This window comes from Rhizobium sp. ZX09, assembly GCF_017357485.1.
Classification (GTDB): Bacteria; Pseudomonadota; Alphaproteobacteria; order Rhizobiales; family Rhizobiaceae; genus Agrobacterium; species Agrobacterium pusense.
This window is the reverse complement of the sequence record NZ_CP031363.1, coordinates 2978531-2996432: the sequence shown is the minus strand read 5'-3', so window position 1 is coordinate 2996432 and position 17902 is coordinate 2978531. Positions and strand designations below refer to the sequence as shown.

17 protein-coding genes are annotated in these 17902 nt (G+C 58.3%); 6 read left to right on the top strand and 11 right to left on the bottom strand.

The window, feature by feature from the left end; all coding sequences use genetic code 11:
• Positions 1-727: 727 nt before the first annotated feature.
• From rpsT to mutM, 3 genes are all read right to left on the bottom strand, one after another.
• Positions 728-994 (bottom strand): 30S ribosomal protein S20, encoded by a 267-nt coding sequence (rpsT, locus tag BTN45_RS14645; RefSeq protein WP_004439523.1) that lies wholly within the window; start codon positions 992-994, stop codon positions 728-730.
• A 195-nt stretch (positions 995-1189) separates the two neighbouring features.
• Positions 1190-1963 (bottom strand): enoyl-CoA hydratase, encoded by a 774-nt coding sequence (locus BTN45_RS14640; protein ID WP_004439522.1) that lies wholly within the window; start codon positions 1961-1963, stop codon positions 1190-1192.
• 27 nt (positions 1964-1990) lie between these two features.
• Positions 1991-2887 (bottom strand): bifunctional DNA-formamidopyrimidine glycosylase/DNA-(apurinic or apyrimidinic site) lyase, encoded by an 897-nt coding sequence (gene mutM, locus BTN45_RS14635; RefSeq protein WP_112555975.1) that lies wholly within the window; start codon positions 2885-2887, stop codon positions 1991-1993.
• Positions 2888-3030: 143 nt separating this feature from the next.
• Here mutM and ubiE point away from each other — a divergent pair, with 143 nt between their 5' ends.
• The 3 genes from ubiE to BTN45_RS14620 all read left to right on the top strand — a co-directional run bounded on the left by ubiE (position 3031) and on the right by BTN45_RS14620 (position 6493).
• Complete coding sequence (gene ubiE, locus BTN45_RS14630) at positions 3031-3807, top strand: bifunctional demethylmenaquinone methyltransferase/2-methoxy-6-polyprenyl-1,4-benzoquinol methylase UbiE (RefSeq protein ID WP_006699685.1); 777 nt, start codon at positions 3031-3033, stop codon at positions 3805-3807.
• Between the two features lie 36 nt (positions 3808-3843).
• Entirely contained in the window at positions 3844-5418 is a 1575-nt protein-coding gene (gene ubiB, locus BTN45_RS14625; protein WP_004439518.1) for a 2-polyprenylphenol 6-hydroxylase, read from the top strand.
• 160 nt (positions 5419-5578) lie between these two features.
• Positions 5579-6493 (top strand): sterol desaturase family protein, encoded by a 915-nt coding sequence (locus BTN45_RS14620; protein ID WP_207588439.1) that lies wholly within the window; start codon positions 5579-5581, stop codon positions 6491-6493.
• A gap of 8 nt (positions 6494-6501) precedes the next feature.
• Here BTN45_RS14620 and BTN45_RS14615 read toward each other — a convergent pair whose 3' ends face one another.
• From BTN45_RS14615 to BTN45_RS14605, 3 genes are all read right to left on the bottom strand, one after another.
• Positions 6502-6876, bottom strand: coding sequence for an MmcQ/YjbR family DNA-binding protein (locus BTN45_RS14615; protein ID WP_207588437.1), 375 nt, complete (start codon positions 6874-6876; stop codon positions 6502-6504).
• Positions 6873-8078 carry a bifunctional phosphopantothenoylcysteine decarboxylase/phosphopantothenate--cysteine ligase CoaBC gene (gene coaBC, locus BTN45_RS14610; RefSeq protein ID WP_207588434.1) on the bottom strand — a complete coding sequence of 402 codons (1206 nt, stop codon included), beginning with the start codon at positions 8076-8078 and terminating at the stop codon, positions 6873-6875. Before coaBC ends, BTN45_RS14615 begins: the two co-directional genes overlap by 4 nt.
• Positions 8079-8249: 171 nt before the next feature.
• On the bottom strand, positions 8250-9833 hold the full coding sequence (locus BTN45_RS14605) for a peptide chain release factor 3 (protein ID WP_004439511.1): 1584 nt from the start codon (positions 9831-9833) through the stop codon (positions 8250-8252).
• A 90-nt stretch (positions 9834-9923) separates the two neighbouring features.
• Here BTN45_RS14605 and dut point away from each other — a divergent pair, with 90 nt between their 5' ends.
• The 3 genes from dut (at position 9924) to cysK (ending at position 12206) form a co-directional block, all read left to right on the top strand.
• Entirely contained in the window at positions 9924-10394 is a 471-nt protein-coding gene (gene dut / locus BTN45_RS14600) for a dUTP diphosphatase (protein ID WP_035206679.1), read from the top strand.
• Between the two features lie 84 nt (positions 10395-10478).
• Positions 10479-11096, top strand: a complete 618-nt coding sequence (locus BTN45_RS14595; protein WP_006699689.1) for a LysE family translocator — start codon at positions 10479-10481, stop codon at positions 11094-11096.
• Positions 11097-11237: 141 nt separating this feature from the next.
• The gene (gene cysK, locus BTN45_RS14590) at positions 11238-12206 is read left to right on the top strand and encodes a cysteine synthase A (protein WP_006699690.1); all 969 of its coding nucleotides are present in this window, start codon (positions 11238-11240) and stop codon (positions 12204-12206) included.
• A 201-nt stretch (positions 12207-12407) separates the two neighbouring features.
• Here the strand turns inward: cysK and BTN45_RS14585 are convergent, their stop codons facing one another.
• From BTN45_RS14585 to ugpE, 5 genes are all read right to left on the bottom strand, one after another.
• Positions 12408-13940: a YifB family Mg chelatase-like AAA ATPase gene (locus BTN45_RS14585; RefSeq protein ID WP_207588429.1), complete on the bottom strand. Its 1533-nt coding sequence runs from the start codon at positions 13938-13940 to the stop codon at positions 12408-12410.
• A 183-nt stretch (positions 13941-14123) separates the two neighbouring features.
• On the bottom strand, positions 14124-15083 hold the full coding sequence (gene gshB / locus BTN45_RS14580; protein WP_107339921.1) for a glutathione synthase: 960 nt from the start codon (positions 15081-15083) through the stop codon (positions 14124-14126).
• Between the two features lie 237 nt (positions 15084-15320).
• Positions 15321-15833, bottom strand: a complete 513-nt coding sequence (locus BTN45_RS14575; RefSeq protein WP_006699693.1) for a cupin domain-containing protein — start codon at positions 15831-15833, stop codon at positions 15321-15323.
• 110 nt (positions 15834-15943) lie between these two features.
• Positions 15944-17044, bottom strand: a complete 1101-nt coding sequence (locus tag BTN45_RS14570) for a sn-glycerol-3-phosphate import ATP-binding protein UgpC (protein ID WP_022555486.1) — start codon at positions 17042-17044, stop codon at positions 15944-15946.
• Positions 17045-17054: 10 nt separating this feature from the next.
• Complete coding sequence (gene ugpE / locus BTN45_RS14565) at positions 17055-17897, bottom strand: sn-glycerol-3-phosphate ABC transporter permease UgpE (protein WP_004439496.1); 843 nt, start codon at positions 17895-17897, stop codon at positions 17055-17057.
• Positions 17898-17902: the final 5 nt, after the last annotated feature.

Sequence of the window (17902 nt, the reverse complement as noted above, 5' to 3'; positions counted from 1 at the left end):
AAAATAGATCGCCAGAGATCCCCCTCGTTTATTCCCGCCCTCAGCGTTCCCCTCGAAAGAACGTCAAAGACTATTCTCGTTTGCGAGCCGGTTTCCCATTTCCCTCTCCCTCATGGAGAGGCCTGCGACACGCTCAAAACGCTCCTTTCGCCACAACCTTAAGGCGCATTTTTGAGGACAAAAAGCTCCCGCCCGTTCCGAGACCGAAACGGTACAAAAAGCTCCATGACCTGAAAAAACGGACCTCGAAAGACCCGTCAGCAAGAAGGTGAATATCGTCGATACGAACATCGAGATAATCTGTGGACTGAGATCCGCACCCCTTGTTGGAATGCATTTAGGCAGGATCGTGGGGAGAGATCAATGGCGTTTTTTCTGCAAAAACGTAGATCGGCCATTGACTCGCAAAGGCCGTTTTGCATCACCGTCAAGGTTCAAAGCAGAATCGCTTATGAATCAATGAGATTCAATTTTGGCGTTTTTTGAGAGCCTGTTTTGGCAAAAAAATAAAAATCTTCTTGACTCAAAACTTGCCCCGACTTCCGTAGAGCAAGCTTCCCATTTTGGAGAAGACCTCCAGCAAGTATTTGTTTTTGCTTAGTTTTTCCTGTCGTTCAGTTGACACGCATTTGTCACGTTACGGGAGGAATGATTAACAGGCGGTTAGAATCAGAAAAAGCCCGGTCAAAGACCAGGCTTTTTGAATAATTATTTGTAATTAGCCGGATTAGGCGGAAAGAGCCTTCACGCGCTGTGCAAGACGCGACACCTTACGGGATGCCGTGTTGCCATGCAGAACGCCCTTCGTAGCGGCGCGCTGGATCTCGGGCTGAGCTGCCTTCAGAGCTTCGGTAGCGACAGCGAGATCACCGGTAGCGATTGCTTCCTCGACCTTGCGGATGAAGCCGCGAACGCGCGAACGGCGAGCCTTGTTGACTGCGGTACGGCGAGCGATCTTGCGGGTCGCCTTTTTCGCCGAAGTTGTATTGGCCATGTATGCCTCTCTTCGAATTCAAACCAAATTCCGCAACCAGAGGATCGGGTCTTTCGAAGACCTCACGTAACCCAAGAATGCGGGAGTAATTTCGGACAAGCCGGATGGCTTTCCTTAACCGTGGGCGGGCATATACCGCTAAAGCTTACGCCCGTCAACGCGCAAAACGCTTAAAAGCGCCGATATTCCGAATCCTTAGCGATTCCGGAAAGCAGGTTTGCGCTTTTCGACGAAGGCCGCCATGCCCTCCTTCTGATCTGCCGTGGCGAAAAGCGACTGAAAGGACCGTCTTTCATATCTCAGACCTTCCGAAAGCGGCACTTCGAAGGAACGATTGACGCTTTCCTTGGCCATGAGCACGGAGGCACGCGACAGCGACGCGATGCGGGTGGCGGCCTCCACCGCCTCGTCCATCAGGTTCGCGGCCGGTACGATTCTCGATACGAGACCGGCGCGCTCGGCTTCCGCCGCATCCATCATGCGGCCAGTCAGAACGAGGTCCATCGCCTTTGCCTTACCCACCGCACGCGTCAGCCGCTGGGAGCCGCCCATGCCTGGAATGACACCCAGCGTGATCTCCGGCTGGCCGAACTTTGCCGTATCGGATGCTATTATGAAGTCGCACATCATGGCGAGTTCGCACCCGCCCCCGAGGGCAAAACCGGAAACGGCGGCGATGACGGGTTTGCGGGTGGCCGCAACCTCGTCCCAGCCGCCAAGAAAATCACCGACATAGGCATCGACGAAATCCAGCCCCTGCATTTCCTTGATATCGGCGCCAGCCGCAAATGCCTTCTCAGAGCCGGTGATAACGACCGCACCGATGGAATCGTCCACGGAAAATGAAGACAGGATGTGTCGCAGCTCTTTCAGAAGCACGGAATTGAGTGCGTTTAGCGCCTTTGGACGATTGAGCGTGATGACCCCTACCTCGTCGCGCTTTTCGACCAATATCGTTTCATAATCCACGGCAGTCTCCCCTTCTCCGTCGTTGGTTCATTTCTGGCAGGCGGCGCAATAAAAGGTGGAGCGGCCAGCCTGCACCACCCTTTCAACCGTACCCCTGCAGCCGGGGGTACGGCAAGGCTGCCCCTCCTGATCGTAGACCGAAAAGGAATGCTGGAAATAACCAAGCGTTCCGTCCGTCTGTATATGGTCGCGCAATGATGAGCCCCCGGCGGCGATGGCATCGGCGATGACATCGCGGATTTTCTCCGTGAGATCGACAAGCTTCGCTGTGGGCTTGCCGCCTTTCGTTACCAGCGTTCCGGCGGCACGCAGGGGGGAAAGATGGGCGCGCCACAGCGCCTCGCAGACATAGATATTGCCGAGGCCGGCAATAACCTTCTGGTCCAGCAGCGTGCTTTTCAGCGGTTGGCTTTTACCGTCGAACCGGCTCGCGAGATAATCCGCGCTCAGCGTATTGCCTGTTGGCTCCGGGCCAAGTTCCGCAAAGGCGGGATAAAGATCGAGCTTGCTGCGCTCCACCAGATGCATGAAGCCGAAGCGGCGCGGATCATTATAGATAACGCAGACGCGCTCTTCGCCTTTATCCAGATGAAAGACAACGTGGTCGTGCTTGCCGTCCTTCGAGCGGGGATGGTGGAACACGCCGGGTATGCTGCCTTCTGCATCGGCTTCCGCTTCCACGCGGAAAGAGCCGGACATGCCGAGATGGGACACGATTGTCAGCCCGTCCTCCAGCTCGATCAGAAGATATTTTGCCCGCCTTCCGAGCGAGATGATTGTCTTCCCCTCGATAAGCTCCGCGAAATCCTCTGGAAACGGAAACCGCAGGTCGGGGCGGCCGAGATGGAGCTTGCGAACCCTTGCCCCTTCCATGGCGGGAGCAAGGCCGCGTCTGACGGTTTCGACTTCTGGCAATTCTGGCATCTGGCTTATCCGGCAGTTTTTCGTTAGGACCATGTGGTCTATAAAGTGCACGCGAAATGTCGCGCCCAGGCGATGCGGCAACAGATAGCGTCGCCATGGCGTTTCCGCTATGGTCCGCCACGCAATAAATATGGAGACAGACGATGACCGACGCCCGTACCACCGCCCAAGGCGGCATGGAAACGTCCTATGGCTTCCACAAAGTGGACGAAGGTCAGAAGCAGGGGATGGTCAACGAGGTCTTCCACAAGGTGGCCAAGCGCTACGATATCATGAACGACGTGATGTCGGCCGGCCTGCACCGGCTGTGGAAGGACGCCATGGTGTCCTCGCTTTCGCCGCGCAAGGATCCCTCCTACAAGGTTCTGGACGTGGCTGGTGGTACCGGGGATATTGCCTTCCGGATCATCGAAGCTTCCAACCGTCTGGCGCATGCCACCGTTCTCGATATCAACGGCTCGATGCTTGCCGTCGGTGAAGAGCGCGCGGCGAAAAAGAAGCTTTCGGACAATTTGACCTTCGTGGAAGCCAATGCCGAGGAACTACCTTTTGAGGCGAACAGCTTCGACGCCTATACGATCGCCTTTGGCATTCGCAATGTTCCGCGCATCGACGTTGCGCTGAAGGAAGCGCACCGTGTGCTGAAGCGCGGCGGGCGGCTTCTGGTGCTGGAGTTTTCCGAAGTTGAGATGCCGCTGCTTGATCGCGTCTACGACGCGTGGTCGTTCAATGCCATTCCGCAATTCGGCAAGATGATCACCGGCGACGCCGAACCCTATCAGTATCTGGTCGAATCGATCCGTAAATTCCCCAATCAGGAGGATTTTGCGACGATGATCCGCACCGCCGGCTTCTCCCGCGTGACCTATACCAATTACACCGGCGGCATCGCCGCCCTGCATTCCGGCTGGAAGCTCTAAGACCATGGCCGGCATAGGCAGGAGACAAGCATAAGCATGAGCACTTTGGGCGCATATTTCCGCCTCGCAAGGGTTGGCTGGGTTCTCGTGCGCGAAGGCGTCGTGCTGGCCCTGCCGTCCGATGACCTGCCCGCTCCCGCGCAGGTGTTAAAAGCCCTGCTGAAGCCATTCGCCCGTAGCAAGGCGAAAAGAGCGCAGCGTAGTGATCGGCTGGCGGTGGCTGTCGAGCGGCTTGGGCCGTCCTATGTGAAGATGGGTCAGTTTCTGGCCACCCGTCCGGATGTGGTGGGCGCGGAGTTCGCAGACGATCTCGCAAGCCTTCAGGACCGCATGGCCTTTTTCCCAGCAGCAGCCGCCAAAGCGAATATCGAGGGATCGCTCGGACGGCCGGTTTCGGAACTCTACAGGGAATTTGGCGACCCGATCGCCGCCGCCTCCATCGCCCAGGTCCATCCGGCGATTGTGGATACGCCAAAGGGGCCACGCAAGGTTGCCGTGAAGGTGATCCGTCCCGGCGTGCGACAACGCTTCCAGAACGATCTCGAGGCGATGTATCTGATCGCCGACCTGCAACAGCGCTTTGTCCGCTCGGCCCGTCGTCTGCGCCCGGTCGAAGTGACGCGCACGCTGGAGCAGACCACCAAGATCGAGATGGATCTGCGGCTTGAGGCCGCCGCCCTTTCCGAGCTTGCGGAAAACACCAGGCAAGATCCCGGTTTTCGTGTTCCCGAAGTCGACTGGGAACGCACCGGACGTGACGTCGTCACCATGGAGTGGATCGACGGCGTCAAGATGTCGGACATTGAAGGCCTGAAGGCCGCCGGTCACGACCTGAACAAGCTCGCCGACACACTGATTCAGTCCTTCCTGCGGCACACCCTGCGCGACGGTTTTTTCCATGCCGACATGCATCCCGGCAATCTTTTCGTCGATCCGCAGGGCATGATAGTCGCGGTCGATATGGGGATCGCCGGACGGCTCGGGAAAAAGGAGCGGCGGTTTCTCGCTGAAATCCTCTACGGCTTCATCACGCGCGATTACATGCGGGTGGCGGAAGTACATTTCGAGGCCGGTTACGTGCCGGGCCATCACGACATAGCGAGTTTCGCGCAGGCGATCCGCGCCATCGGCGAGCCAATTCACGGCCAGCCGGCCGAGACGATCTCCATGGGCAAGCTCCTGACCCTTCTCTTTGAAGTCACTGAGCTTTTCGACATGGAAACCCGGCCGGAACTCGTGATGCTGCAAAAGACCATGGTGGTGGTGGAAGGCGTGTCGCGTATGCTCAATCCGCGCTTCAACATGTGGAAGGCGGCTGACCCTGTTGTCAGTGGCTGGATAAGGGACAATCTCGGCCCGAAACGTATCGTGACCGATCTGAAAGACGGCGTGAAGGCCGCCCTGAAGCTCGCCGAGGCAGCGCCGGAGATCGCCGCCAAGACGGAGAAGCTGCATTCGGAACTGATGTATATGAGCGAGCATGGCTTGCGCTTCGACGCGCAGACCGCAGAAGCCATCGGCAGGGCAGAAGCGCGCCATACCAGATGGGGGCGGATAGCGCTGTGGGTTATTGCGCTGACGCTTGTCTTTATTGCCATCAAGGTAAGCTGAACATCTCGGCACGTTTTCGTGCCATGTTTGTGTAACGTCTCGAGGTAATAAAGATCTGGCCTTTCCTCGGGTCAGGCAGTTGTGCGGGTAAGGGCTGCTTTGAAGCCGCGATAGTGCGCGGGTGCTAGAGACGGATGATGCCGGACGGGATTTGATTGTGATGGCTAAAGCGCAGATACTGAAACAAACCCTCTCCTATTCCTCCTGGCCACTCGTCTTTGTTGGCGGCCTCGTGGGGTCTTATTTCGCCTTCACGAGCAGCCATCCGATCGCGGCGTTTCTCAGTGTTTATGCCTGCGCGGTTTTCACTCTCTTTCTTCTCGAACGCTATATTCCCTATGAAGTCGAATGGCTCGAAGGGGATGGCGAGACAATGACGAGCATCGGCCACACGCTTTTGACCAAGGGGCTGGTGCAACTTGCCGCCGCAGCATCGGCCATCTTCCCGATGCTGGCCGCGAACGTGCTCCAGCCGCTCGCGGCAATGCGCTCTGACCTGTGGCCATCGCATCTGCCAATGGTGGTGCAGGTCTCGCTTGCGGTAACGATTGCCGAATTCGGTCTCTACTGGGCCCATCGCATCGCGCATGAAACCGTTTTTTTCTGGCGGTTCCATGCCCTGCATCACAGCGTCGTACGGCTATGGGTCGTCAATACCGGGCGGTTCCATGTGGCCGATTCCCTGTTCAAGATCGCGCTCAGCCAGATTCCGCTTTATTTCATGGGGGCGCCGCTGCAGGTGTTCTGGTGGCTGGGTGCTGTGACCGCATTCATCGGTATCTTGACCCATTGCAATGTCGACATGAAAACGGGTGTGCTCGACTATGTCTTCAGCACGCCGCGCCTACATCGTTGGCACCATTCAAAACAGCTTCCGGAAGGCAATACCAATTACGGCGAAAACCTCGTCATCTTCGATATTCTCTTTGGCTCCTACCATAACCCTGACCGACCCTCATCAACTGATATCGGCATCAAGGGTGAGATCGCCAAGGGGTTTTTGCCACAGCTCGTGCAGCCCTTCACCAAAGAAGGCGTCCGCCAGATCATCGGCAAGCACAAAAAGGTCAATTGAAGCGGAAATTATAGGGCGGGTGCGGGATCGATCACGATGCCCAGCTCGCCTCGCAGTTTTTTTGTCAGGCCGGCTGCCACAAGCTCATAGGAGCGGCGAACATAGTGCTCCACTTCTTCCCGTTCGAGCGGAGAATGATCGGCAATCGATATCCATTTGCGTTTCGCAAAATACGGCGCCTGGGCGATACCTTCGAGCGCAGTGAGGATTTCAAAGCTCTCCTCCGAGCATTTCACCACCAGCCGCCAGTCTTCCCGTTCGCCCAGCACGGCAAAGACCTTGTCGCCCACCTTGGCAACATGCGAATCCCATTGATCGACGAAACACACGCCCGGCCATTCGCCAAGCATCCTGTCGAATGTCTTGCGATCAAAAATGGTCATGTGAGTTTCTCCGCGACAAAGGCTGCCAGACGTTTTGCCACTTCGGCCTTATCGAGATCCGGCCATGCCTCAACACCCTCGGCCGAAATGATTTTCACGCTGTTGCGGTCTCCACCCATGATTCCGGTTTGCGCCGAGACGTCGTTGGCGACGATGTAATCCGCGCCCTTGCGTTCCAGTTTGGCGCGACCGTTTTTTTCCACGTCCTGCGTTTCGGCAGCGAAGCCCACCACTAGCTTCGGACGGTTTTCATGGTGGCCGACGGTTTTGAGAATATCGGGATTTTCTGTCAGCTGGAGCGCCGGCGGCGCATCACCTGGCTGCTTCTTGATCTTTTGTTCTGATGAACCCGCCACCCGCCAATCGGCGACGGCGGCAACCATGACGGCGATATCCGCCGGCAGCCTTGAGATCACCGCGTCCCGCATTTCTTCGGCGCGCTCGATATGGATTACCGTCACACCGGCGGGATCAGCAATGGTCACCGGCCCGGAAACCAGCGTTACGTCTGCACCGAGTTCCGCGAGAGCCGCTGCAATCGCATGGCCCTGCTTGCCCGATGAACGGTTGGCGATGTAGCGCACGGGATCGATCGGCTCATGCGTAGGGCCGGAGGTCACGATCGCCTTCTTGCCCTTCAGGGGCATCGTCCCCCCATCCAGCAGCGCTTCAACGGCTTGGATGATCTGTAAAGGCTCCGCCATTCGGCCGAGACCTGCCTCCCCCTTCTCAGCCATCTCGCCGGCCATTGGTCCGACGAAAAACACACCATCTTTCTTCAGCGTATCGACATTGCGCATTGTTGGCTTTGCCGACCACATTTTTGGGTTCATCGCCGGCGCAACCAGCACCTTGCGGTCGGTCGCAAGAAGGACCGCCGAAGCTAGATCATCGGCCAAACCATGTGCCATCTTCGCCATGAGATCGGCGGTGGCGGGCGCCACCAGCACGAGATCGCAATCGCGCGCCAGCCTGATATGACCGACATCCTGCTCGTCCTGCCGTGAAAAAAGCTCCGTGAAAACATGGGTGGCGGACAATGCACCAACGGCGAGCGGGGTGATAAATTCCTGCGCGCCTTTCGTCATGACAGGCGTAACCTTTGCGCCGCGCTCTTTCAGACGGCGGATGAGGTCAAGGCTCTTATAGGCTGCGATGCCGCCTGAAATGATGAGGAGAATATGTTTGTCTGAAAGCGTCATGATGCCGGACCAGTTTCCCGTTTCAGCGGGAAACTAGAGCATTTTCGGTGAAAACGTAATCACCTTCAATGCTCTAGCTCTTTGTTTTCCGCATTTCTGGACGGAAAGACGCTTGCGCATTTTTCCTGAAAACGCTCGGCCCTTGGCATACAAAGTGCAACCCGGCCGATATCACGCCGCCTTGGCGACGTGATATTCCTTGATCGCAACCATCTTGATAGCGGGGAAACGCTCGGATTCATAACGCAGCGAAAAGGCATCCTGCGCCAGAAATACCGGATCGCCATCCAGGTCGCGGGCGATATCGCCACGCTTGACGTTGAGAAACTTGTCCATTTCTGCCGGCTGATCGGACGAAATCCAGCGGCAGACCGAGAAGCGCGACATTTCGAAGGAAACCGGCAGGCCATATTCGCCCATCAGCCGTTCCTTCAACACGTCAAGCTGCAGCGCACCGACGACGCCGACGATGGCTGGCGAGCCGTCTTCCGGCGAAAAGAGCTGCACGACGCCCTCTTCGGCCATTTGCTGCAGGGCTTCCTTCAGCTTCTTCGCCTTCATCGCATCTTCCAGACGCACACGGCGCAGGATTTCCGGCGAGAAGTTCGGCACACCCTGGAACACGAGATTTTCACCCTCGGTCAGCGTATCGCCGATGCGGAGCGTGCCGTGGTTCGGAATGCCGACCACATCACCTGCAAAGGCTGTGTCAGCCAGCTGGCGTTGCGAGGCGAAGAAGAATTGCGGCGCGGTGAGTCCCATCTGCTTGCCGGTGCGTGACAGGCGCGCCTTCATGCCGCGCTCCAGCCTGCCGGAGCAGATGCGGGCAAAGGCGATACGGTCGCGGTGGTTCGGGTCCATATTGGCCTGAATCTTGAAGACGAAGGCAGTCATTTTGTCTTCGGCCGCATGCACGGTGCGGGTATCTGCCACCTGATCGCGCGGCGGCGGTGCGAAATCGCCGAGCGCATTGATAAGGTCACGCACACCGAAATTGCGCAGCGCCGAACCGAAGAAGACCGGCGTCATATGGCCTTCGAGGAAAGCCTGCCGATCGAAGGGACGGCAGGCTTCCATCGCCAGTTCCGTTTCTTCGATGAAAGCATCGCGCTCATTTTCCGGCAGTCGATCCGCCACCGCCTGCGGACCGTTAACCTTCATGGCCTCCACCTGCGTGTCGACGCCGCGGAACGTGCTGTCGGCAAGATGATAGGCGCCGCAGAAGGTTTTGGCGCGGCCCACCGGCCATGTGATCGGCGCCGTATCGAGCGCCAGCTTCTCCTCCACCTCGTCCAGTATCTCGAAGGGGTCGCGGCTTTCGCGGTCCATCTTGTTGATGAAGGTGATGATCGGAATATCGCGCATGCGGCAGACTTCGAACAGCTTCAGCGTGCGCGGCTCGATACCCTTGGCGGCGTCGATGACCATGATCGCCGCATCCACGGCCGTCAGCGTACGATAGGTATCGTCAGCGAAATCTTCGTGGCCGGGCGTATCGAGGATATTGAAGACGCGGTCGTTATATTCGAAAGTCATGACCGACGTGACGACCGAAATGCCGCGCTCGCGCTCGATCTTCATCCAGTCCGAACGGGTCTGGATGCGGTCCTTTTTCGCCTTCACCTCACCGGCAAGCTGGATCGCTCCGCCGAACAGCAGCAGCTTTTCGGTGAGCGTGGTTTTACCCGCGTCCGGGTGCGCGATAATAGCAAAGGTGCGGCGGCGGGAGACCGCCTCGGCAAGTGTTTCGGCCATCTGACAAATCCTGTGGAATTGCGGGGTATCTAGCGTTTCAGGCCCGGTTTTGCAATTGACCTTGCCGCGATCTCGGCAAACTAATGCCGCATGACCGTTCAAAACAACAATCTGCCTCCTCTTCGTCTCGCCCGCCTCGCCCACGGCGCAGGCCTTGAACTCCCCTCTTACGAGACCGGTGGCGCCGCCGGCATGGACCTGCGTGCAGCTGTGTCCGTGGGTGAGCCGTTGACCCTGAAACCCGGTGAACGGGCGCTGGTGCCGACCGGCTTCGTGTTCGAAGTTCCCGCCGGATATGAGGCGCAAATCCGCCCCCGCTCCGGCCTTGCCATCAAGAACGGCATCACCTGCCTCAATTCCCCGGGCACGGTGGACAGCGATTATCGCGGTGAGGTGAAAGTCATCCTCGCCAATCTCGGTCAGGACGACTTCGTCATCGAGCGTGGCATGCGCATTGCACAGATGGTCGTCGCGCCCGTGACGCAGGTGACTGTTGTCGAAGTGATGGAGACTTCGCAGACGGCACGGGGCGTCGGCGGTTTCGGCTCTACCGGCGTTTAGCGACACCGCTGGAGAGGAGCGGACTGATTGTCTTTGCCCGGCATTTTCGCTATGGATCTGGCGGATTTTCAGGGAAACACGATCATGACGCTGACCACCCTATTCGCTTATGCCACCGCCCTCTTCATCGCTGCCGCCATTCCCGGCCCCGGCATGACGGCAATCGTGGCGCGGGCGCTGGGTTCGGGCTTTCGGGAAACCTTTTTCATGGGTCTCGGGCTGGTGCTTGGCGACATGATCTATCTGACCGCTGTGATCCTGGGGCTGGCCTTCGTCGCGCAGACCTTTCAGGAGGCCTTCATGGTCCTGAAATTTGCAGGTGCGGCCTATCTTCTCTATATCGCCTGGAAGCTCTGGACCGCCGGTCTCTTGCCGCAGGACCTGAAGGCGAAGAAGAGCACCAGCATGTCCATGTCCTTCCTGTCCGGCCTGCTGATCACCCTCGGCAATCCCAAAACCATGCTTTTTTATGTGGCGCTGGTGCCGACGCTGATCGACATCCGCATGATCGGCCCTTCGGAATATGCGACGCTTCTTGCCATCACCTTTGTCGTGCTGATGGCGGTTCTCCTGCCTTACATCCTGCTTGCGGCCAAAGCGCGCAACCTCCTGAAAAGACCGAGCGCCCTGACAATTCTCAACCGCACCGCGGCGGGTATTCTGGCCGGAACCGCGACGATGATCGCCATCCGCAGCACGTAAAACAAATTCGTGCATTTCCGCGATCTGGCGTGAAATTATTCCCGCAATTCACGGATATTAGGACGAACGTTCGCTAGCTTGCGGAGATTATTGCTCCTATTCTGCCGCTCAAATCTTGCGGTCTTTACACAGGAGAGCATCATGCCGGAAGCCAGAAAGCCCGGACGCGGACGCGTCTATTCCTCGATTACGGAAACAATCGGCGATACACCGATCGTGCGGCTCGACAAGCTGGCGAAGGAAAAAGGCGTGAAGGCCAATCTTCTTGCCAAGCTCGAATTTTTCAATCCCATCGCTTCGGTGAAGGACCGCATCGGCGTCGCCATGATTGAAGCTCTGGAAGCCCAGGGCAAGATTACGCCCGGAAAGACGACGCTGGTGGAACCGACCTCCGGTAATACGGGGATTGCGCTCGCCTTCGCTGCCGCCGCGAAAGGCTACAAGCTGATCCTGACCATGCCTGAAACCATGTCGGTCGAGCGTCGGAAAATGCTGGCTCTCCTAGGCGCGGAGTTGGTGCTGACCGAAGGCCCGAAGGGCATGAAGGGCGCCATCGCCAAGGCGCAGGAACTGGCAGAAACCCTGCCTGACGCCATCATTCCGCAGCAGTTTGAAAACCCCGCCAATCCCGAGATCCACCGCAAGACGACGGCTGAAGAAATCTGGAACGACACCGAAGGCACGGTTGATATTCTGGTCTCGGGTATCGGCACCGGCGGCACGATCACCGGCACGGGTCAGGTTCTGAAATCCCGCAAGCCCGAGGTGAAGGTGATTGCGGTGGAGCCCGCCGACAGCCCCGTTCTTTCCGGTGGCAACCCCGGCCCCCACAAAATTCAGGGCATCGGCGCCGGTTTTGCCCCCGCCATTCTCGACACCGGCATTTATGACGAGATCGTCACCGTCACCAATGATGAGGCTTTCGAAACCGCACGTCTGGCGGCGAGGCTGGAAGGCGTGCCTGTTGGCATCTCCTCGGGTGCGGCGCTGGCGGCGGCAATCAAGGTCGGTGCGCGTGAGGAAAATGCCGGCAAGAACATTGTCATCATCATTCCCTCCTTCGCGGAACGTTATCTTTCGACAGCACTTTTCGAAGGGCTTGGGCTCTAGCCCCTTCTCGGCACCCGGTTGCGGAAGAGCGAATATTTGACGTGCCGCCGGTTTGCCGGCGGCCTTTCTGTTTCAAGGCCCCCTCATGCGGCCCATCACCTACCGAACTGTCCAAACAGCATTTTACCCGTCATTCCCGGAACCACCTGATTGACCGGCAGGCATAAGCGTCCTTCCCAGACAAAGTGCCCGTAGCTGGTTTTACGCCGCGGCGGTTAGCCTTTCGCCGGCGATACGATAGGACACTGCTTCGGCAATATGGATACGCCCAACCTTTTGCCTGCCATCCAGATCCGCCAGGGTGCGGGCCACCTTAAGAATGCGATGGTAACCGCGCGCGGAAAACTTCATGCGCTCCGCCGCATCACGCAGCAATTGCAGCCCGGACTGGTCCGGTTCGGCGTATTTTTCGATCATTGCTGTCGTGCAGCGGGCGTTGGTACGGATGGCAGGGAAGCCCGCTGCCGCATAACGTTCCTGCTGGGCAAGGCGCGCTTGGGCGACGCGCGCCGCGACCACGGCGCTCGGTTCGGCCGTCACGGGCCGCATGAGATCGGCGGCGGAAACGGCGGGAACGTCGATACGGATGTCGATGCGATCGAGCAGCGGGCCGGAAATGCGAGCCTGATAGTCTGCCACACAACGTGGGCCTCTGGCACAGGTAAAACCCGGCTCTCCCGCCATACCGCAACGGCAGGGATTCATTGCCGCGACAAGCTGGATTTGCGCGGGATAGCTGACACGGTGATTGGCCCGCGCAATAATGCATTCGCCGGTTTCGAGCGGCTGACGCAGTGCATCCAGCACCTGCGGCGAAAATTCCGGGAACTCATCCAGAAAAAGAACGCCATGGTGAGCAAGCGAAGCCTCGCCCGGTTTGGCCCGCAGCCCGCCGCCGATCAGGGCCGCCATGGTGGCGGAATGATGCGGCGTGCGGAAGGGCCTGCGATCCGAAAGCTTGCCACCCGACAATTGGCCGGCAATGGAATGGACCATGGACACTTCCAGCAGTTCTGCCGCCTCCAGCGGCGGCAGGATCGAAGGCAAGCGGGCGGCGAGCATGGATTTTCCCGAGCCGGGCGGGCCGACCATCAGCAGATTATGGCCGCCGGCGGCTGCCACCTCCAGCGCCCGCCGGGCGCTCTCCTGCCCCTTTATGTCAGCTAAATCAGGCAGATTGACCGGATTGGCGCGAATGGCGGGCGTCGGGCGCGAGAGGATCTGCGTGCCACGAAAGTGATTAGCGAGCGCAATCAGGCTGCGCGGGGCGAGAATATCGATCCCGGCTCCGGCCCATGCCGCCTCCGGGCCGCTGTCAGCCGGGCAAATCAGTCCCTTGCCAAGCGCATTGGCCCCGATCGCTGCCGGAAGCGCGCCCGCAACCAAGCCGATAGTACCATCGAGATTGAGTTCGCCAAGGACCACGTAACGCCCCAGCGCGTCGGCCGGTATGGCTCCCAGGGCGGCCATGAGGCCAAGGGCAATGGGAAGATCGAAATGCGATCCTTCCTTCGGCAGATCGGCAGGGGCAAGATTGACCGTGACCTTCTTTGCCGGCAGCGCCAAGCCTGAGGCATGTAATGCCGCCTGCACGCGCTCCCGGCTTTCGGCGACGGCTTTATCCGGCAGACCGACAATCTGGATGCCGACCCTTCCCGGTGCGACCATGACCTGCACCTCGACAGGCACACCCTCTATGCCCTGAAATGCCACCGTATTGACCCGTGCCACCATGGCCTGCCCCCGCAAACCGCCGCGCTTTCAGAGCCTTATGCCCCATCCACGACCATTGCCAAGCAACGTGCCACAGCTCAAAGAATAAAACAAGAACATCCAGCGAACAATTTATCGCATCCGCTGTATTTTAGTTGTATCGAGTTGTATAGCCGGAACAAACCGAGAGCGATTTATGTCTTATCAAAAATCCTGAGCTTCGCGCTTTTTCTCGATGGCGTCCCACAGCAGGCTCGCCACATCGGCGCCGCCGAATTTCCGCACCTCTCGAATGCCGGTCGGCGAGGTGACGTTGATTTCGGTGAGGTAATCGCCAATGACATCAATTCCAACGAACAGGAAACCACGCTCGCGCAGGGCGGGGCCGATACGGCGGCAGATTTCCTTTTCGCGCGCGGTCAGTTCCGTAGGCTCAGGGCGGCCGCCAGCGTGCATGTTGGAACGGGCATCGTTTTCCGCTGGAACGCGGTTGATCGCACCCACCGGCTCTCCATCCACCAGCAGGATGCGTTTATCGCCCTTGCGGACGTCGGGCAGATATTCCTGAGCAATGTAAGGTTCGCGGAACATCTGACCGAACATTTCCAGCAGCGAGGAGAAATTGCGGTCGTCCCGCGCTGAATGGAAGACGCCCGCACCGCCATTGCCATAAAGCGGCTTGAGAATGATATCGCCCATTTCGTTACGGAAGCGCGCGATTTCCGCGACATCCTTCGTGATCAGCGTCTTCGGCATGAGATCCGCGAATTCAGTGACGAAGATCTTCTCCGGCGAATTGCGCACCCAGGCGGGATCATTGACCACCAGGGTCTTCGGATGAATGCGCTCCAGCAGATGGGTGGAGGTAATATAGGCCATGTCGAATGGTGGATCCTGACGCAGATGGATGACATCCATCGTGGAAAGATCAACGCGCTCCGGTTCGGAAAGCGAGAAATGGTCACCCTTGATGTCGCGCAGTTCCATCTGCTCGACGGTCGCGTAAATCTTGCCGTCGCGCATGGAAAGGCGGTCGGGCGTGTAATGGAACAGCCGATATCCGCGCGCCTGCGCTTCAAGGCTCATGGCGAAGGTGGAATCACCGCCGATGTTGATGCCGGAGACATGATCCATCTGGATCGCGACGTTCTTGATCTTCGCCATGCGCATGTTCCTCTCGCAGCATACGGACGCCTGCGATCCGCCATGCCGTGTCTCATCTTTCAAGCGTTCCGGCAGGACCGGAAGAGACCCGGAAATGCTTCAGAAAACTTGAAAGATGTAGGGCAGCGACCATTCAAACGCAACTGCTGCGAGCCGTGGTTTCTGTGAGTTTTATTGAACCTTCATAATTCCCACGGCGAAGGCACACCCGCGCCCGCCAACGGCATGGGCGACAGCTCAGGCTGCCAGCTTGTAGGAGCGACCGGCGAACAGCTTGTTCTTGACGCGATAGGCAAATGCCAGCGCCGTGGGGAACGGACGACGCATGAAGGCAACCTTGCGCACATAATGATCAACACGCCAGGTGGCCCATGTTCCGGCCCTGAAATAAGCGACGTCACCGACCCGCAGGATGCTGACCGAGCCGTCCTCGGCCGTCACATGCACCTCGCCTTCCAAAATATAGACGGTCTCATCCCAACCGAAGAACCAGCGGAATTCGCCTGCAGTGCAATCCCACATGGCAGTGCTTGAGGCACGGTCGCCGCTTCGGGAATGATCCGCAGCACGTGCCTGCGGGTTGCCGGCAATGATCCATTCAGCATTGATGGGCGCCGGCTGAAGCCGCAGATCGGTGCAGGATGCGCTGACCACCGCGTCGTCTTTTTTCCGACGCAGATAGGCCGGCAATATCGGCACCGTACGGATAGCCATGGTTGCGGCCGCCGCGAACATCATTTTGAACGACATATGAGAAAACCCCCGTGAAATATTGGAGGCCTTTTATCATCGGGATCGTAACAAACCAGTTTTGACAATCGGCGCAATTTTAGTCATCGCGCCGATTTCAGGTGACGCACTCAGGCCGTCGCCAGTTGAGCGTCCTGCGCCACCGTCTGTTCCGCTCTGCTGGCGATACGCTTGCCAGTTTCGCTGGCGAAGAAGTGCAGTTTTTCCGGAGCAATCGTCACCGAAAGCGCGGACGGAACCTCGACGTCAGGCGGAAAGGCCACGGTCAGGCTCTGATCGCCGATCATGCCGTGTATAAGGCGTTGCGAACCCAGCTCCTCAATATAATCCACGCGAAGTGCGAAACCCTGGGCGTCAGCAGCAGCGAGACGAAAATCTTCCGCCCGCATTCCAACAGTCACCGGGCCGGACGTGGGGGCGAAGCCATTGAGCGCAAACAGCGACGGCCCGATGGCAAGGCTATCGCCGTGCAATTCGGCGCTGAGAAGATTCATGGCCGGAGAGCCGATGAAACTTGCGACGAAGGTTGAGGCAGGCGTGTGATAGACATCCAGCGGCGCACCGATCTGCTCGATACGGCCGCCATTCAGTACGACGAGACGGTCGGCCAGCGTCATGGCTTCCAACTGGTCATGGGTAACGTAGATCGATGTCGTGCCGAGACGTTTTTGCAGCCGCTTGATTTCGCCGCGCATGGAAACACGCAACTTGGCATCGAGATTGGACAGGGGTTCGTCGAACAGGAAGGCAGCAGGCTTGCGAACGATCGCACGCCCCATGGCGACGCGCTGACGCTGACCACCGGAAAGGGCGCGTGGCTTGCGGTCCAGATAGGGTTCGAGTTGCAGCATACGCGCCGCTTCAGCCACACGGGCGTCAATTTCCGCCTTGGGTGTCCTGCGGTTCTTCAGCCCGTACTCCAGGTTCTCGCGTACCGACATATGCGGGTAAAGCGCGTAGTTCTGGAAGACCATGGCGATATCGCGGTCGGCCGGATCGGTCTGGTTGACCACCCGGTCGCCGATCTTCACCGTGCCTTCTGAAATATCCTCAAGCCCGGCGACCATACGCAAAAGCGTGGACTTGCCGCAGCCGGAGGGACCGACGAGAACGATGAACTCGCCGTCCTTGATGTCGATATCGACGTGATGCACGGCGCGCACGCCGCCATGATAATCCTTGCAGACCTGACTGATTTCTATCGCGGCCATTTCGGTCTCCTTATTTATCGCTTTCGGTCAGGCCCTTGATGAACCAGCGCTGGAAAATCACGACGATCAGTACGGGTGGCAGCATGGCCAGCACGGCGAGCGCGAAAGCTTCGTTGTAATCGGGGATTTGCGAACCGACCCAGACCTGCAGGATCGACTTGATGCCACGCATCAGGGTGAAGAAACTCTCATCCGTCGTCATCAGCATGGGCCAGAGATACTGATTCCAGCCATAGACGAACATGATGATGAAGATCGCCGCCATCATGGTGCGCGACAGCGGAATGAGAACGTCGACGAAAAATTTCACTGGCCCCGCACCATCGATACGGGCAGCCTCCAGCAGCTCCTCAGGCACGGATTTGAAGAACTGCCGGAAATAGAAGGTGCCCGTCGCCGAAGCGAGAAGCGGCACGATCAGACCGGTATAGGAGTTCAACAGTCCCAGTTTGCTCATTACCTCGTAGGACGGCATGATGCGCACTTCGAGCGGCAGAAGCAGCGTGGTGAAAATGATCCAGAAGGCGAGCGTCGCAAAACGGAAGCGGAAATAGACGATCGCATAGGCCGCCGTCATCGACAGGACGATTTTGCCGACGGCAAAGCCGATGCCGAGGATCAGCGAATTCAACACCATGTTCAGGCCTGTAACCTGTCCGGTGAAACCACCCTTCTGGGTAAGGACCTTCTCATAGGTTTCGATGAAATTGTCGCCGGGAATGATCGCAAGGCCGCTGCGGTGAATTTCAGCCGCCGTGTGGGTGGACGTCATGAAGGCCACGACAACAGGCAGGATCAGAAACAATGCGCCAATGATCAGCACCAGATGATCGAGGGGTTTGGTCTTGTACATCGTCT

Bases quoted from the DNA above. Each gene is read 5' to 3' on its own strand.
- BTN45_RS14585 (WP_207588429.1), bottom strand. From the start codon at position 13,940: ATGGTGGCACGGGTCAATACGGTGGCATTTCAGGGCATAGAGGGTGTG.
- BTN45_RS14605 (WP_004439511.1), bottom strand. From the start codon at position 9,833: ATGGCCGAAACACTTGCCGAGGCGGTCTCCCGCCGCCGCACCTTTGCT.
- coaBC (WP_207588434.1), bottom strand. From the start codon at position 8,078: ATGACGCTTTCAGACAAACATATTCTCCTCATCATTTCAGGCGGCATC.
- ubiE (WP_006699685.1), top strand. From the start codon at position 3,031: ATGACCGACGCCCGTACCACCGCCCAAGGCGGCATGGAAACGTCCTAT.
- BTN45_RS14620 (WP_207588439.1), top strand. From the start codon at position 5,579: ATGGCTAAAGCGCAGATACTGAAACAAACCCTCTCCTATTCCTCCTGG.
- cysK (WP_006699690.1), top strand. From the start codon at position 11,238: ATGCCGGAAGCCAGAAAGCCCGGACGCGGACGCGTCTATTCCTCGATT.
- rpsT (WP_004439523.1), bottom strand. From the start codon at position 994: ATGGCCAATACAACTTCGGCGAAAAAGGCGACCCGCAAGATCGCTCGC.
- gshB (WP_107339921.1), bottom strand. From the start codon at position 15,083: ATGGCGAAGATCAAGAACGTCGCGATCCAGATGGATCATGTCTCCGGC.
- ubiB (WP_004439518.1), top strand. From the start codon at position 3,844: ATGAGCACTTTGGGCGCATATTTCCGCCTCGCAAGGGTTGGCTGGGTT.
- ugpE (WP_004439496.1), bottom strand. From the start codon at position 17,897: ATGTACAAGACCAAACCCCTCGATCATCTGGTGCTGATCATTGGCGCA.
- dut (WP_035206679.1), top strand. From the start codon at position 9,924: ATGACCGTTCAAAACAACAATCTGCCTCCTCTTCGTCTCGCCCGCCTC.
- BTN45_RS14575 (WP_006699693.1), bottom strand. From the start codon at position 15,833: ATGTCGTTCAAAATGATGTTCGCGGCGGCCGCAACCATGGCTATCCGT.
- BTN45_RS14570 (WP_022555486.1), bottom strand. From the start codon at position 17,044: ATGGCCGCGATAGAAATCAGTCAGGTCTGCAAGGATTATCATGGCGGC.
- mutM (WP_112555975.1), bottom strand. From the start codon at position 2,887: ATGCCAGAATTGCCAGAAGTCGAAACCGTCAGACGCGGCCTTGCTCCC.
- BTN45_RS14615 (WP_207588437.1), bottom strand. From the start codon at position 6,876: ATGACCATTTTTGATCGCAAGACATTCGACAGGATGCTTGGCGAATGG.
- BTN45_RS14595 (WP_006699689.1), top strand. From the start codon at position 10,479: ATGACGCTGACCACCCTATTCGCTTATGCCACCGCCCTCTTCATCGCT.